The sequence below is a fragment of the Enterobacter sp. WI-ESBL-E8 genome (genome assembly GCF_053364895.1).
The window spans coordinates 1089082-1103339 of record NZ_JBRWXJ010000001.1 but is presented as its reverse complement, the minus strand read 5'-3'; the positions used below and the strand labels follow the sequence as shown (position 1 = coordinate 1103339).

The following is a 14258-nucleotide window of genomic DNA, read 5'->3' as shown; positions in this document are numbered from 1 at the left end:
TGCCGCCCTACCTTAGTATAGCGGCACACTCGCGTCGCGGGCATCAATTACGATGGGTCAACACGGAGTCGACTAAGCCGTACTCAACTGCCTCTGGAGCAGAGAGGAAGCGATCGCGCTCGGTATCGCGCTCGATCTGCTCGAGTGGTTGACCCGTATGCTGCGCCATAAGTTCATTCATGCGCGCTTTTACTTTCAGAATTTCGCGGGCGTGGATTTCAATATCCGTCGCCTGCCCCTGGTAACCGCCCAGCGGCTGGTGAATCATCACGCGGGAATTAGGCAAGCAGAAACGCTTACCTTTAGCCCCTGCTGTTAACAGGAACGCGCCCATAGATGCAGCCTGACCCATACAGATAGTGCTTACATCTGGCTTGATGAATTGCATGGTGTCATAAATGGACATACCTGCTGTAATCACGCCACCCGGGGAGTTAATGTACAGGTAAATGTCTTTTTCCGGGTTTTCCGCTTCCAGAAACAGCATCTGCGCCACGATCAGGTTAGCCATGTGGTCTTCCACCTGGCCTGTCAGAAAGATAACGCGTTCCTTGAGCAGACGGGAATAGATATCAAAAGACCGCTCACCACGTGAGGTCTGTTCAATAACCATTGGCACCAGAGCCATATGGGGTGCAAAGTTATCTCGTTCGCCACTGTATGACATTTCCGTCTCCTGGATCAAAATTGAAAACACCTGCTGTACTGATTGTAACCTTACGGACGGATTATCAGCCAGTCTCATTCATCGTGATTACGTACTTATGGGGTTCACAGTGCCCTATTTCAAGCATAACAACCTTTTGTTGTTACGCTAACACCGAAAGGGCGTTTTAGCACTCTTCCTGGGCTAAAGCTGCGATAAAAAAAACCCGCTGCCGCAAGGCAACGGGTTTTCTGTTCAAACTTTAAACCGTTGGGGCGAAATTACGCCTGCTGGTTCATCAGTTCGTTGAAAGAGGTCGCTTTTTCGGTCACTTTCGCTTTCGCCAGTACCGCTTCAACAGCCTGCTCTTCCAGAGCAACATTGCGCATGTTGTCCATCAGCTCTTTGTTCTTACCGTAGAACTCGATCACTTCTGATGGATCTTCGTATGCAGAAGCCATCTCTTCGATCAGGCCTTTCACACGTTCTTCGTCAGCTTTCAGCTCGTGGGTACGAATGACTTCGCCCAGCAGCAGGCCAACAACAACGCGGCGTTTAGCTTGCTCTTCGAACAGCTCGCGCGGCAGTTCCATCGCTTGCTGCTGGTTGCCACCGAAACGCTGTGCAGCCTGACGGCGCAGCACGTCGATTTCGCTGTCGATCAGGGCAGCTGGAACGTCGATTTCGTTGGCTTTTACCAGACCGTCGATCGCCTGAGATTTAACACGGTTACGCACAGCGCCGTTCAGCTCGCGCTCCATGTTTTTACGCACTTCGGTACGCAGGCCCGCAACAGAACCATCTTCCACGCCGAAACGCTTGATGAATTCTTCAGTCAGTTCTGGCAGTTCGCGCTCTTCAACTTTCTTCAGGTTGATGACGAACTTGGCTGCTTTCCCTTTCAGGTTTTCAGCGTGGTACTCTTCAGGGAAGGTCACGTCGATGGTGAACTCTTCGCCCGCTTTGTGGCCTTTGATACCGTCTTCGAAGCCTGGGATCATACGACCCTGGCCCATTGCCAGTACGAAGTCAGACGCTTTGCCGCCTTCGAACTCTTCGCCGTCTACAGAACCGGTGAAGTCGATGGTCACACGGTCTTCCGCGTCAACAGCGCCTTCTTTCTCTTTCCAGTTCGCCTGCTGCTTACGCAGGGTGTCCAGCATGCCGTCAACGTCTTCGTCAGTCACGGAAACAACTGGTTTTTCAACTTCGATAGATTCCAGACCTTTCAGCTCAACTTCCGGGTACACTTCGAACTCTACGGAGTAGGTGAAGTCTTCACCCTGCTTGTATTCGCCTGGAACATAGTTCGGCGCGCCGGCCGGATTGATTTTTTCTTTGATGATCGCATCGATAAAGTTGCGGCTCATCAGTTCACCCAGCACATCCTGACGCACGGAAGCGCCATAACGCTGAGCGACAACATTCATTGGTACTTTGCCCTTACGGAAGCCGTCAATACGTACTTTTTTTGCTACGTTGACCAGCTCGCTTTTCACAGCAGTTTCGATGCTGTCAGCAGCGATAGTAATCGTTACACGGCGGCCAAGGCCTTGAGTGGTTTCAACTGAAACTTGCATCTTGTTACCTCAAAAAAATCACAGTGCTCGGTCAACTCTGAATCTGTCTGTTATACCGGGATGCTCTCTTAGTGCAGATTCACATTCCCTGTCGCCAGAATCATCCCGAAGACATTCAATAAGACGCGGCATTATAGCGGCATCACTTAGGTGAGTCGAGAACGGTTGGGGCATGTTGCTGCGGCTTTTTTCACACTTTAAGGCTATTTTTAGCCTTAAAATCGCTCCATCCGCTCAAAACTCAGACAAAACAAAACGGCCCGGAGGCCGTTTTGAGGAAATCTGTTAGCAACATACTGGAAAAGCTCCAGCCGTTGCAAATCCGATTTATCAGGCGATGGTGCCTGCACCGCGACAAGGCGGTGACGCAAAAACCGTATCCTGCAAACCTTCCCATTCCTTAATGGTGTAAGTATGCAATGCCAGAGCATGTACGGTTGTGGAGAGTTCTTCCGTCAAGGTGCTGTAGATCAAGCGGTGTCGGTTCAGGAAACGTTCTCCCGTGAAGCGATCGCTAACCAGAACCACTTTGAAGTGGCTTTCAGAACCTGCCGGCACGTTATGACGATAGCTTTCGTCGACGACTTCGAGGAACACAGGGTTGAACGCTGCCCTTAATTTATCTTCTATCTGCTCACGTATCATCATGAAATTACTCCTCCGACAACGCCAGGATGTCACCCATCCCTTTAAATGTTAGCCGCTTTTACCGTTTCCATTACATCAAGACAACAAATATTTAGCTTTCATCTGATTTTCTCATCCAAAGGAATGAAGTTCACTGTGAGACTCATACCTTTTGTCATTCACGGGAGAAGAAAAAGGGTGAGCTGGTCAGTTTTCAGACAAGACGATGAATTTACATGCGTTGACTACTTCCCCTGACCGTTGGCAATGTTATGATGGCGGCAATTTTTCTCTCTATGCTTACGATTCGTGAGAACCTTAAAATGTTAAAAAAACTCTTCTTTCCATTGGTAGCCCTTTTTATGCTGGCAGGCTGTGCTACCCCGCCTACCACCATTGATGTCTCACCAAAAATTACCCTGCCTCAGCAGGACCCAAGCCTGATGGGCGTCACCGTGAGCATTAACGGTGCCGATCAGCGTCAGGATCAGGCGCTGGCAAAAGTGACCCGCGATAACCAGCAGGTTACGCTCACCGCGTCCCGCGACCTGCGCTTCCTGCTTCAGGAAGTGCTGGAGAAACAGATGACGGCTCGCGGCTATATGATTGGCCCAAGCGGCGCGGTCGATCTGCAGATCATCGTGAACAACCTGTACGCTGACGTTTCCCAGGGTAACGTGCGCTACAACATCGCGACCAAAGCCGATATCGCCATTATTGCTACCGCGAAGAATGGCAACAAGATGACTAAAAACTACCGCGCGAGCTACTCCGTTGAGGGTGCTTTCCAGGCCTCTAACCAGAACATTGCTAACGCCGTGAACAGCGTGCTGACAGATACCATCGCCGATATGGCGCAGGACACCAGCATTCACGACTTCATCAAGCAAAACGCGCGTTAATCCTGCTAACTGACCCGGTATATCGCCGGGTCAGTTTTATAAAAACATGTCCAGTCACTACTTACGCATTTTCCAGCAACCGAAATCAGCCATTCTGCTGATCCTCGGCTTTGCCTCGGGTTTACCCCTCGCGCTCACTTCCGGCACGCTACAGGCGTGGATGACGGTTGAGAACATCGATCTTAAAACCATCGGTTTCTTCTCGCTTGTTGGTCAGGCCTATGTCTTTAAGTTCCTGTGGTCGCCGGTCATGGATCGCTACACCCCGCCTTTCCTGGGGCGGCGTCGCGGTTGGTTAGTGATGACCCAGATCCTGCTGCTGCTGGCCATTGCGGCGATGGGTTTTCTTGAGCCCACCACGCAGCTACGCTGGATGGCCGCGCTCGCGGTGGTGATTGCCTTCTGTTCCGCTTCGCAGGATATCGTGTTTGACGCCTGGAAGACGGACGTGTTACCTGCGGAAGAGCGCGGTGCCGGTGCGGCAATCAGCGTGCTGGGCTATCGCCTCGGGATGCTGGTCTCAGGCGGACTGGCGCTGTGGCTGGCCGACCGCTACCTCGGCTGGCAGGGCATGTACTGGCTGATGGCGGCCCTGCTTATCCCCTGCATTATCGCTACGTTATTTGCACCCGAACCGAGTGATATCATCCCGGTCCCCCGCTCGCTGGAGCAAGCTGTCGCCGAACCGCTGCGCGACTTCTTTGGTCGCAACAACGCCTGGCTGATCCTGTTGCTTATCGTCCTTTATAAGCTGGGCGATGCCTTTGCAATGAGCCTGACCACCACCTTCCTGATCCGGGGCGTCGGTTTTGATGCCGGTGAAGTGGGCATGGTGAATAAAACGCTGGGGCTGTTTGCGACCATCGTCGGCGCGCTCTATGGCGGCGTATTGATGCAGCGCCTGACGCTGTTCCGCGCGCTGCTGATCTTCGGCATTCTGCAAGGCGCCTCAAATGCAGGCTACTGGCTACTGTCGGTTACCGATAAACATACGATCAGCATGGCCGCCGCGGTGTTCTTTGAAAATCTCTGTGGCGGTATGGGTACAGCGGCATTTGTCGCCCTGCTGATGACCCTGTGCAACAAGTCGTTTTCCGCCACGCAGTTCGCTCTGCTCTCGGCGCTCTCCGCCGTTGGCCGCGTCTACGTGGGTCCGATTGCCGGCTGGTTTGTTGAAGCTCACGGGTGGCCTACGTTTTATCTCTTCTCGGTCGTGGCTGCCGTGCCGGGGATTTTATTGTTGCTGGTCTGCCGTCAGACGCTGGAATATACCCAGCGGACAGAACACTTTATGCCGCGAACTGAATATCATCGCGCCTACCGTTTTGCCTTACGTCTGTTAATGGTGGGCTGCGCTGCGCTGGCGCTCTGGCTTGTGGTGCTCATTATTAATGCCAGCACGTCACTGGCGCTTCCTCTCGAAGCCCCTCTGCTGGACGCTGGCGCCCTGCTGGCCGTCGCTGGGATCCTGCTCGGGGGTCTGCTCGATTTCATGGCGTTGCGTAAAACGCAGATGACCTGAAGAGAAATGCGAAAGGTTATTTCCCGTTGTAATCACTAACCGAAATTATAACGGCGAAATAGCCGACAACTGGTAAAAAAAATATTTGTTGTTTTGTGCGGGATAGGATTTGGAAATTATTAGCTCCTTTTCCAAAACGCTATTTTTCATTAAACGATTCAGCAGAGGAGAGTTTGATTTTTCGTTTTTTAGATGTCTTTTTATTGATAATTAATTGTTAATTTTTTGTTTATTTTCAACAATGGTTATACCAATTGCCCCTTTTAAGGTATGCTTGGGGGTCCTTTCGTTATAAAGCCCACGCCATGCGGCTTCGGTCATAAAGACCGACATAATTTGCAACACTTGTGACACGTGCGGCAGAACCCGGTAACACCTTCCTGACACAGGCCTAATGATGTTTACAGTAATGTAACCTTCCCGTAAAATGCCCGCACACTTTAAACGCCACCAGACTCCGTGGAATTGAGGTCGTTAAATGAGACTCGGGAAATACAATAAAAGTTTGGGATGGTTGTCATTATTCGCGGGCACTGTATTACTCAGTGGCTGCGATTCTGCACTACTAGACCCCAAAGGACAGATTGGACTGGAACAACGTTCACTGATATTGACGGCTTTTGGCCTGATGTTGATTGTGGTTATTCCTGCCATTTTGATGGCTGTTGGTTTCGCCTGGAAGTATCGTGCGAGCAATAAAGATGCGAAGTATAGCCCTAACTGGTCACACTCCAATAAAGTGGAAGCTGTGGTCTGGACGGTACCTATTCTGATCATCCTGTTCCTTGCCGTACTGACCTGGAAAACCACTCACGCACTTGAGCCAAGCAAACCGCTGGTTCACGATGAGAAACCTATTACCATTGAAGTGGTCTCCATGGACTGGAAATGGTTCTTCATCTATCCAGAGCAGGGTATTGCTACCGTGAATGAAATCGCCTTCCCGGCGAACACTCCGGTTCAGTTCAAAGTGACCTCCAACTCCGTAATGAACTCCTTCTTCATCCCACGTCTGGGTAGCCAGATTTACGCGATGGCCGGTATGCAGACTAACCTGCACCTGATCGCGAATGAAGCAGGCACCTATGATGGTATCTCCGCCAGCTATAGCGGCCCGGGCTTCTCAGGTATGAAGTTCAAAGCTATTGCAACGCCAGACCGTGCCGCTTTCGACCAGTGGGTTGAAAAAGCGAAGCAGTCTCCAAACACCATGTCTGACATGGCGGCGTTCGAAAAAGTGGCTGCACCAAGCGAATATAACAAGGTGGAGTACTTCTCTAACGTGAAACCTGATTTGTTCAAAGATGTTATTGGCAAATTTATGGATCACGGCAAGAGCATGGACATGACCCAGCCTGAAGGCGAGCACAGCGCGCACGAAGGTATGGAAGGCATGGACATGAGCCACGCGGAAACCGCTCACTAAGGGGCCGAGGAAGAAAATGTTCGGAAAATTGACACTGGATGCAGTGCCCTACCATGAACCGATTATCGTGGTTACGGTGGCTGCAATTATCATTGGTGGCGCGGCCTTACTGGCCTTAATCACTTACTTCGGTAAGTGGAGCTACCTGTGGAACGAGTGGCTGACTTCGGTTGACCACAAAAAACTCGGTATCATGTACTGCATCGTCGGTATCGTCATGTTAATTCGTGGCTTTGCGGATGCGATCATGATGCGTAGCCAGCAGGCACTCGCTTCTGCGGGTGAAGCCGGCTTCCTGCCGCCGCACCACTACGATCAGATCTTTACCGCCCACGGCGTTATCATGATCTTCTTCGTGGCGATGCCGCTGGTTATCGGTCTGATGAACGTTGTCGTTCCGCTGCAAATCGGCGCGCGCGACGTTGCGTTCCCGTTCCTGAACAACCTGAGCTTCTGGTTCACGGTTGTCGGCGTAATCCTGGTTAACCTGTCACTGGGCGTGGGCGAATTCGCACAGACCGGCTGGCTGGCTTACCCACCGCTGTCAGGAATTGAGTACAGCCCGGGCGTTGGCGTCGACTACTGGATTTGGGCGCTTCAGCTCTCCGGTGTCGGTACTACCCTGACCGGTATCAACTTCTTTGTGACCATTATCAAGATGCGTGCCCCTGGCATGACCATGTTCAAGATGCCGGTATTTACCTGGGCATCTCTGTGCGCCAACATCCTGATTATTGCCTCCTTCCCAATTCTGACTGTCACCATCGCGCTGCTGACCCTGGACCGCTACCTGGGCACCCATTTCTTCACGAATGATATGGGCGGCAACATGATGATGTACATCAACCTGATTTGGGCCTGGGGTCACCCGGAAGTGTACATTCTGGTTCTGCCTGTTTTCGGCGTGTTCTCCGAAATCGCGGCAACCTTCTCGCGTAAACGTCTGTTTGGTTACACCTCTCTGGTGTGGGCAACCGTGTGTATTACCGTTCTGTCGTTCATCGTTTGGCTGCACCACTTCTTCACCATGGGTGCTGGCGCGAACGTAAACGCCTTCTTCGGTATTACCACCATGATTATCGCAATCCCTACCGGGGTTAAGATCTTCAACTGGCTGTTCACCATGTACCAGGGCCGTATCGTGTTCCACTCAGCAATGCTGTGGACCATCGGCTTCATCGTCACCTTCTCCGTAGGTGGGATGACCGGCGTACTGCTGGCTGTACCGGGTGCTGACTTCGTTCTGCACAACAGTCTGTTCCTGATTGCGCACTTCCATAACGTTATCATCGGTGGCGTGGTCTTCGGCTGCTTCGCTGGCGTAACCTACTGGTGGCCAAAAGCGTTCGGCTTCACGCTGAACGAAAAATGGGGTAAACGCGCGTTCTGGTTCTGGATCATCGGCTTCTTCGTGGCATTTATGCCGCTGTACGTGCTGGGCTTCATGGGTATGACCCGTCGTCTGAGCCAGCAGATCGATCCGCAGTTCCACCCAATGCTGATGGTTGCAGCGGGCGGCGCCGTGCTGATTGCCTGTGGTATCGCGTCTCAGCTGATTCAGTTCTACGTGTCTATTCGCGACCGCGACCAGAACCGTGACCTGACCGGTGACCCGTGGGGTGGCCGTACGCTGGAGTGGGCGACCTCTTCTCCACCTCCTTTCTATAACTTTGCCATTGTGCCGCAGGTTCATGAGCGCGACGCATTCTGGGAAATGAAAGAAAAAGGTGAAGCATACAAGCAACCTGCTCATTACGAAGAGATCCACATGCCGAAAAACAGCGGTGCGGGCATTGTCATTGCCGCCTTCGCAACGGTATTTGGTTTCGCAATGATCTGGCACATCTGGTGGATGGCGATTGTTGGCTTCGCCGGCATCGTAATCAGCTGGATTGTGAAGAGCTTTGACGAGGACGTGGACTACTACGTACCAGTCCGTGAAGTTGAGAAGCTGGAAAATCAGCATTTCGACGAGATTTCTAAAGCGGGGCTGAAAAATGGCAACTGATACTCTGGCGCACTCGACTGCCCACGCGCATGAACATGCGCACCACGATACAGGACCGACCAAAGTCTTCGGTTTCTGGATCTACCTGATGAGCGACTGCATTCTGTTCTGCTGTCTGTTCGCGACCTATGCCGTTCTGGTGAACGGCACGGCGGGCGGCCCGGCTGGCAAGGATATCTTTGAACTGCCGTTCGTTCTGGTTGAAACCGCACTGCTGTTATTCAGCTCCATCACCTACGGCATGGCGGCTATCGCCATGTACAAAAACAACAAGAGCCAGGTAGTTTCCTGGCTGGCGTTGACCTGGTTGTTTGGTGCTGGATTTATCGGGATGGAAATCTATGAATTCCATCACCTGATCATGGAAGGCTTCGGTCCGGATCGCAGTGGCTTCCTGTCCGCGTTCTTCGCGCTGGTAGGCACCCACGGTCTGCACGTAACCTCTGGTCTGATCTGGATGGCGGTACTGATGTTCCAGGTATCCCGTCGCGGCCTGACCAGCACTAACCGTACCCGTATCATGTGCCTGAGTCTGTTCTGGCACTTCCTGGACGTGGTGTGGATCTGTGTGTTCTCTGTTGTATATCTGATGGGGGCGATGTAATGAGTCATTCAAACGATCATGGCGCTTCCCACGGTAGCGTAAAAACCTACATGACAGGTTTCATCCTGTCGATCATCCTGACGGTGATCCCGTTCTGGATGGTGATGAGCGGCTCTGCGTCTAAACCGGTTATTCTGGGTGCAATCCTGGTGACCGCGGTGATTCAGATTCTGGTGCATCTGGTTTGCTTCCTGCACATGAACACCAAGTCCGATGAAGGCTGGAACATGACGGCCTTCATCTTTACCGTGATTATCATCGCTATCCTGGTAGTCGGTTCCATCTGGATTATGTGGAACCTCAACTACAACATGATGGTTCACTAAGAGCGGCGAGTATGTTTAAGCAATACCTGCAAGTAACGAAACCAGGCATCATCTTTGGCAACCTGATCTCCGTGATCGGAGGGTTCCTGCTGGCCTCCAAAGGCAGCATTGATTACACCCTCTTTATTTACACGCTGGTCGGTGTGTCACTGGTTGTTGCGTCCGGTTGTGTATTTAACAACTACATCGACATGGATATCGACAAGAAGATGGAAAGGACCAAAAATCGGGTGCTGGTGAAAGGCCTGATCGCCCCTTCCGTCTCGCTGGTGTACGCCACCTTGCTGGGTATTGCTGGCTTTATGCTGCTGTGGTTTGGTGCTAATCCGCTGGCCTGCTGGCTGGGGGTGATGGGGTTCGTGGTTTATGTGGGCGTTTACAGCCTGTATATGAAGCGTCACTCCGTCTACGGCACGCTGATTGGTTCTCTCTCCGGCGCTGCGCCGCCGGTGATTGGCTACTGCGCGGTCACGAACGAGTTCGACAGCGGTGCGCTGATTCTGCTGGCTATCTTTAGCCTGTGGCAGATGCCGCACTCTTATGCCATCGCGATTTTCCGCTTCAAGGATTATCAGGCAGCGAACATCCCGGTTCTGCCGGTCGTGAAAGGCATTTCCGTTGCTAAAAACCACATAACGCTCTACATCATCGCCTTTGCTGTTGCAACGCTGATGCTCTCTCTGGGCGGTTACGCTGGATACAAATATCTGGCGGTAGCGGCTGCGGTGAGCGTCTGGTGGCTCGGTATGGCGCTGCGCGGTTACAAAGTGGAAGATGACAAAGTCTGGGCGCGCAAACTGTTTGTGTTCTCGATTGTCGCCATCACCTCTCTGTCCGTTATGATGTCCGTGGACTTCATGGTGCCGGATTCACACAACCTGCTGACTTACGTCTGGTAAGCCACAACAGGTGAATAAAGGGTGCTTCGGCACCCTTTTTTATTCACCGAATCTATTAATAACGCATGTAATATTTGTTAAATAACCCTTTATTTACCCCGCCCCTTCCCCGCACTACACTATGGCCTGCTTTTGAACTGAGGTGGTAATGAACGATTATAAAATGACGCCAGGCGAGCTTCGCGCGACCTGGGGCTTAGGGACTGTCTTCTCGCTACGGATGCTTGGCATGTTTATGGTCCTGCCTGTTCTGACCACGTACGGTATGGCGCTGCAGGGAGCCAGCGAGGCGCTGATTGGCCTGGCCATTGGCATTTACGGTCTGGCGCAGGCGGTATTCCAGATCCCATTTGGCCTGCTCTCTGACCGGGTGGGTCGAAAGCCGCTGATCGTCGGCGGGCTGCTGGTCTTTGTCCTCGGTAGCGTCATTGCCGCCCTCTCCCACTCCATCTGGGGCATTATTCTCGGCCGTGCCCTGCAGGGCTCTGGCGCGATTGCCGCCGCGGTGATGGCGCTGCTCTCAGACTTAACCCGCGAGCAGAACCGTACTAAAGCGATGGCCTTCATCGGCGTGAGCTTTGGCGTCACCTTTGCGATTGCGATGGTGTTGGGCCCCATTATTACCCATGCGCTTGGCCTGCACGCCCTGTTCTGGATGATTGCCGTGCTGGCGACCCTCGGGATTGCCTTAACCCTGTGGGTGGTGCCGGACAGCAAAAACCACGTCCTCAATCGTGAATCGGGGATGGTAAAAGGCTGCTTCAGCAAAGTGATTGTTGAACCACGCCTGCTGAAGCTCAATTTTGGCATTATGTGTCTGCACATCCTGCTGATGTCGACTTTTGTCGCCCTGCCTGGCCAGCTTGCCGCTGCGGGCTTCCCGGCGGCAGAGCACTGGAAAATTTATCTGGTCACGATGCTGATTTCGTTTGTCTCCGTCGTCCCGTTTATCATCTACGCCGAAGTGAAGCGCAAAATGAAGCGCGTCTTCGTGGGCTGCGTGGCAGTCCTGCTGATTGCCGAGATCGTGCTCTGGGGTTCCGGCCCGCACTTCTGGGAACTGATTGCCGGCGTCCAGCTCTTCTTCCTGGCCTTTAACCTGATGGAAGCCCTGCTCCCGTCGCTGATTAGCAAAGAATCCCCCGCCGGTTACAAAGGCACGGCAATGGGCATTTACTCCACCAGCCAGTTTCTCGGCGTGGCGATCGGCGGCTCACTTGGCGGCTGGGTGGACGGGCTGTTTGATTCGCAAACCGTGTTTCTTGCAGGCGCGCTGCTGGCGACAGTCTGGCTGCTGGTTGCCAGCACCATGAAAGAGCCGCGCTACGTGAGCAGCCTGCGGGTAGAAATTCCGGATGATGTGGAAATTAGCGATGCGCTGAAGCAGCGTCTGGAAGCCAAAGAGGGCGTGACAGAGGTGCTTATTGTGCCGGAAGAACGCAGCGCTTACGTCAAAATAGACAGCAAAATGACCAACCGCTTTGAGGTCGAACAGACGCTCAAAGCCTGAAAAAAAGCCCGGTTAAACCGGGCTTTTTTATGTTAATCGCGGAAGTTTTTAAACTGGAACGGCTGTCCCAGATCGCCGCCGCGCACCAGCGCCATCACCGACTGCAGGTCATCGCGAGACTTGCCGGTGACGCGAATTTCTTCACCCTGGATCTGCGCCTGCACCTTCAGCTTGCTGTCTTTGATGAGCTTAACGATCTTCTTCTGCACCGCGCTCTCAATGCCCTGCTTCAGCTTGGCTTCAACAAACCAGTTTTTACCGCTGTGCACAAACTCTTCCGGAACATCCAGAGACGTCCCTTCAATGCCGCGTTTTAACAGCTTGGCGCGCAGAATGTCGAGCAGCTGATTCACCTGGAAATCAGACTCGCTCAGCACCTTAATAGTCTTATTTGCATCGTTCAGCTCAAACGACGCCTCAACGCCACGAAAATCGAAACGTGACTCAACTTCGCGGGTTGCGTTCTCTACGCCGTTGCGAACTTCCTGGATATCAACTTCGGAAACAATATCGAAAGATGGCATCTTTTCTTCTCCCTTCACTTTTGTTGCGTTGCATAATACCCGCTACGAGGCATAACTCAACAGAAGCTTAGCTGTATAATTAAGCTGTAACACCTGGCGCAGTTGCAGGTGAGGAGGAACAATGAAAATTACAGTGCTCGGATGCGGAGCGCTTGGCCAGTTGTGGCTGACCGCGCTGTGCAAGCACGGACATGAGGTTCAGGGCTGGCTGCGCGTGCCCCAGCCCTATTGCAGCGTGAATCTGATTGGTGAAGACGGAAGCATCTTTAACGAATCGCTTACCGCCAACGATCCAGATTTCCTGGCGCAAAGCGACCTTTTGCTGGTGACGCTCAAGGCGTGGCAGGTCTCAGACGCGGTGAAAACACTGGCCGCGCAGCTCCCCCCCACTTCCCCCATACTGCTGCTGCACAATGGCATGGGGACGCTCGATGAGCTGAAAAGCGTCCCGCAGCCCCTGCTGATGGCGACGACCACACACGCCGCCCGCCGCGACGGAAATATCATCGTGCATGTCGCCAGCGGCGTAACGCACATCGGCCCCGCCAGAACGCAGGATGGGGACTACAGTTATCTTGCCGATGTTCTGCAGAAGGTGTTGCCGGACGTGGCCTGGCATAACCATATTCGTCCTCAGCTCTGGCGCAAGCTGGCCGTAAACTGCGTGATTAATCCGCTGACGGCGCTGTGGGACTGTCCGAACGGGGAGCTAAAAAATCATCCGCAGGACGTTGCGACGCTGTGTGCGGAAGTCGCGGCGGTCGTTGAGCGGGAAGGCCTGCATACCTCAGCGGACGATTTACGCTGTTATGTTGAGCAGGTTATTGAGAGTACTGCAGAAAACATCTCCTCGATGTTGCAGGACGTTCGGGCATTACGCCACACGGAGATCGACTACATTACCGGCTATCTGCTAAAACGCGCCCGCGCGCACGGTATCGCCGTGCCGGAAAACGCCCGTCTGTATGACCTGATTAAACGTAAGGAGAGTGAATATGAGCGCGTCGGCACTGATCTGCCTCGCCCCTGGTAGCGAAGAGACAGAAGCGGTCACCACCATTGATTTAATGGTGCGCGGCGGCATCACCGTGACAACCGCCAGCGTCGCCAGCGACGGTAATCTGGCCGTCACCTGCTCGCGCGGGGTGAAGCTCCTCGCGGATGCCCCGCTTGTGCAAGTGGCGGACGGGGATTACGACATCATCGTCCTGCCGGGTGGCCTGAAGGGCGCGGAGTATTTTCGCGACAGCCCGCTGCTGGTCGAGACCGTGCGTCAGTTCCACTTATCAGGTCGGATCGTCGCAGCCATCTGCGCCGCCGCAGGCACGGTACTGGTTCCGCATGACATCTTTCCCATCGGCAACATGACCGGCTTCCCGGGGCTGAAAGAGACCATTCCGGAAGACCAGTGGGTGGATAAACGCGTGGTCTGGGATCCTCGCGTCAACCTGCTGACCAGCCAGGGGCCAGGTACCGCGATTGATTTTGGCTTGAAGATTATTGACCTGCTGGTCGGGCGTGAAAAAGCGTACGAAGTGGCATCGTCGCTGGTGATGCCGGCGGGAATTTATAATTACTATGAAGAGTAGTGCATAAAAAAGCCGGGTGGCGGTAGGTAAAAGCAAAACGGCAACCCCAGGTTGCCGTTTTTAATGTTTGCGCCCTCTCCCCGTGGGAGAGGGTC

Annotated in this window: 14 protein-coding genes; 10 read left to right on the top strand and 4 right to left on the bottom strand. The window is 53.3% G+C overall.

Going from position 1 to position 14258, the window contains the following annotated elements; translation table 11 throughout:
• Nucleotides 1-43: 43 nt before the first annotated feature.
• The 3 genes from clpP to bolA form a co-directional block, all read right to left on the bottom strand.
• Nucleotides 44-667 carry an ATP-dependent Clp endopeptidase proteolytic subunit ClpP gene (clpP, locus tag ACWHWP_RS05230; RefSeq protein WP_010428105.1) on the bottom strand — a complete coding sequence of 208 codons (624 nt, stop codon included), beginning with the start codon at nt 665-667 and terminating at the stop codon, nt 44-46.
• A gap of 260 nt (nt 668-927) precedes the next feature.
• Complete coding sequence (tig, locus tag ACWHWP_RS05225; protein ID WP_014168868.1) at nt 928-2226, bottom strand: trigger factor; 1299 nt, start codon at nt 2224-2226, stop codon at nt 928-930.
• A 330-nt stretch (nt 2227-2556) separates the two neighbouring features.
• Nucleotides 2557-2874, bottom strand: coding sequence for a transcriptional regulator BolA (gene bolA, locus ACWHWP_RS05220; RefSeq protein ID WP_013095855.1), 318 nt, complete (start codon nt 2872-2874; stop codon nt 2557-2559).
• A gap of 302 nt (nt 2875-3176) precedes the next feature.
• Here bolA and ACWHWP_RS05215 point away from each other — a divergent pair, with 302 nt between their 5' ends.
• The 8 genes from ACWHWP_RS05215 to ACWHWP_RS05180 all read left to right on the top strand — a co-directional run bounded on the left by ACWHWP_RS05215 (nt 3177) and on the right by ACWHWP_RS05180 (nt 12050).
• A complete protein-coding gene (locus tag ACWHWP_RS05215; protein WP_023310568.1) occupies nt 3177-3755 on the top strand; it encodes a lipoprotein in 579 nt (192 codons plus the stop codon).
• 46 nt (nt 3756-3801) lie between these two features.
• Nucleotides 3802-5277 carry a muropeptide MFS transporter AmpG gene (gene ampG / locus ACWHWP_RS05210; RefSeq protein ID WP_447855177.1) on the top strand — a complete coding sequence of 492 codons (1476 nt, stop codon included), beginning with the start codon at nt 3802-3804 and terminating at the stop codon, nt 5275-5277.
• Between the two features lie 478 nt (nt 5278-5755).
• Nucleotides 5756-6703: a cytochrome o ubiquinol oxidase subunit II gene (gene cyoA / locus ACWHWP_RS05205; RefSeq protein ID WP_014882770.1), complete on the top strand. Its 948-nt coding sequence runs from the start codon at nt 5756-5758 to the stop codon at nt 6701-6703.
• Between the two features lie 16 nt (nt 6704-6719).
• Complete coding sequence (gene cyoB, locus ACWHWP_RS05200; protein ID WP_014168864.1) at nt 6720-8711, top strand: cytochrome o ubiquinol oxidase subunit I; 1992 nt, start codon at nt 6720-6722, stop codon at nt 8709-8711.
• Nucleotides 8701-9315 carry a cytochrome o ubiquinol oxidase subunit III gene (locus tag ACWHWP_RS05195; RefSeq protein WP_047347281.1) on the top strand — a complete coding sequence of 205 codons (615 nt, stop codon included), beginning with the start codon at nt 8701-8703 and terminating at the stop codon, nt 9313-9315. Before cyoB ends, ACWHWP_RS05195 begins: the two co-directional genes overlap by 11 nt.
• Nucleotides 9315-9641, top strand: coding sequence for a cytochrome o ubiquinol oxidase subunit IV (locus tag ACWHWP_RS05190; RefSeq protein WP_006176899.1), 327 nt, complete (start codon nt 9315-9317; stop codon nt 9639-9641). The genes ACWHWP_RS05195 and ACWHWP_RS05190 overlap by 1 nt, the downstream gene beginning before the upstream one ends.
• An 11-nt stretch (nt 9642-9652) precedes the next feature.
• Nucleotides 9653-10540, top strand: a complete 888-nt coding sequence (gene cyoE / locus ACWHWP_RS05185) for a heme o synthase (RefSeq protein WP_013095848.1) — start codon at nt 9653-9655, stop codon at nt 10538-10540.
• A gap of 148 nt (nt 10541-10688) precedes the next feature.
• A complete protein-coding gene (locus ACWHWP_RS05180) occupies nt 10689-12050 on the top strand; it encodes an MFS transporter (RefSeq protein WP_447855176.1) in 1362 nt (453 codons plus the stop codon).
• Between the two features lie 32 nt (nt 12051-12082).
• Here ACWHWP_RS05180 and ACWHWP_RS05175 read toward each other — a convergent pair whose 3' ends face one another.
• On the bottom strand, nt 12083-12574 hold the full coding sequence (locus ACWHWP_RS05175) for a YajQ family cyclic di-GMP-binding protein (RefSeq protein ID WP_023334701.1): 492 nt from the start codon (nt 12572-12574) through the stop codon (nt 12083-12085).
• Nucleotides 12575-12695: 121 nt separating this feature from the next.
• Between ACWHWP_RS05175 and panE the strand changes: the two genes are divergently transcribed.
• Together panE and yajL are read left to right on the top strand one after the other, a co-directional pair.
• Entirely contained in the window at nt 12696-13607 is a 912-nt protein-coding gene (gene panE / locus ACWHWP_RS05170) for a 2-dehydropantoate 2-reductase (RefSeq protein WP_447855175.1), read from the top strand.
• A complete protein-coding gene (gene yajL / locus ACWHWP_RS05165) occupies nt 13570-14163 on the top strand; it encodes a protein deglycase YajL (protein WP_264438226.1) in 594 nt (197 codons plus the stop codon). Before panE ends, yajL begins: the two co-directional genes overlap by 38 nt.
• The last annotated feature ends 95 nt before the right edge of the window (nt 14164-14258 follow it).

Bases quoted from the DNA above. Each gene is read 5' to 3' on its own strand.
- cyoB (WP_014168864.1), top strand. From the start codon at position 6,720: ATGTTCGGAAAATTGACACTGGATGCAGTGCCCTACCATGAACCGATT.
- ACWHWP_RS05175 (WP_023334701.1), bottom strand. From the start codon at position 12,574: ATGCCATCTTTCGATATTGTTTCCGAAGTTGATATCCAGGAAGTTCGC.
- ACWHWP_RS05215 (WP_023310568.1), top strand. From the start codon at position 3,177: ATGTTAAAAAAACTCTTCTTTCCATTGGTAGCCCTTTTTATGCTGGCA.
- ACWHWP_RS05195 (WP_047347281.1), top strand. From the start codon at position 8,701: ATGGCAACTGATACTCTGGCGCACTCGACTGCCCACGCGCATGAACAT.
- tig (WP_014168868.1), bottom strand. From the start codon at position 2,226: ATGCAAGTTTCAGTTGAAACCACTCAAGGCCTTGGCCGCCGTGTAACG.
- panE (WP_447855175.1), top strand. From the start codon at position 12,696: ATGAAAATTACAGTGCTCGGATGCGGAGCGCTTGGCCAGTTGTGGCTG.
- bolA (WP_013095855.1), bottom strand. From the start codon at position 2,874: ATGATGATACGTGAGCAGATAGAAGATAAATTAAGGGCAGCGTTCAAC.
- cyoE (WP_013095848.1), top strand. From the start codon at position 9,653: ATGTTTAAGCAATACCTGCAAGTAACGAAACCAGGCATCATCTTTGGC.
- ACWHWP_RS05180 (WP_447855176.1), top strand. From the start codon at position 10,689: ATGAACGATTATAAAATGACGCCAGGCGAGCTTCGCGCGACCTGGGGC.
- ampG (WP_447855177.1), top strand. From the start codon at position 3,802: ATGTCCAGTCACTACTTACGCATTTTCCAGCAACCGAAATCAGCCATT.
- clpP (WP_010428105.1), bottom strand. From the start codon at position 667: ATGTCATACAGTGGCGAACGAGATAACTTTGCACCCCATATGGCTCTG.
- yajL (WP_264438226.1), top strand. From the start codon at position 13,570: ATGAGCGCGTCGGCACTGATCTGCCTCGCCCCTGGTAGCGAAGAGACA.
- ACWHWP_RS05190 (WP_006176899.1), top strand. From the start codon at position 9,315: ATGAGTCATTCAAACGATCATGGCGCTTCCCACGGTAGCGTAAAAACC.
- cyoA (WP_014882770.1), top strand. From the start codon at position 5,756: ATGAGACTCGGGAAATACAATAAAAGTTTGGGATGGTTGTCATTATTC.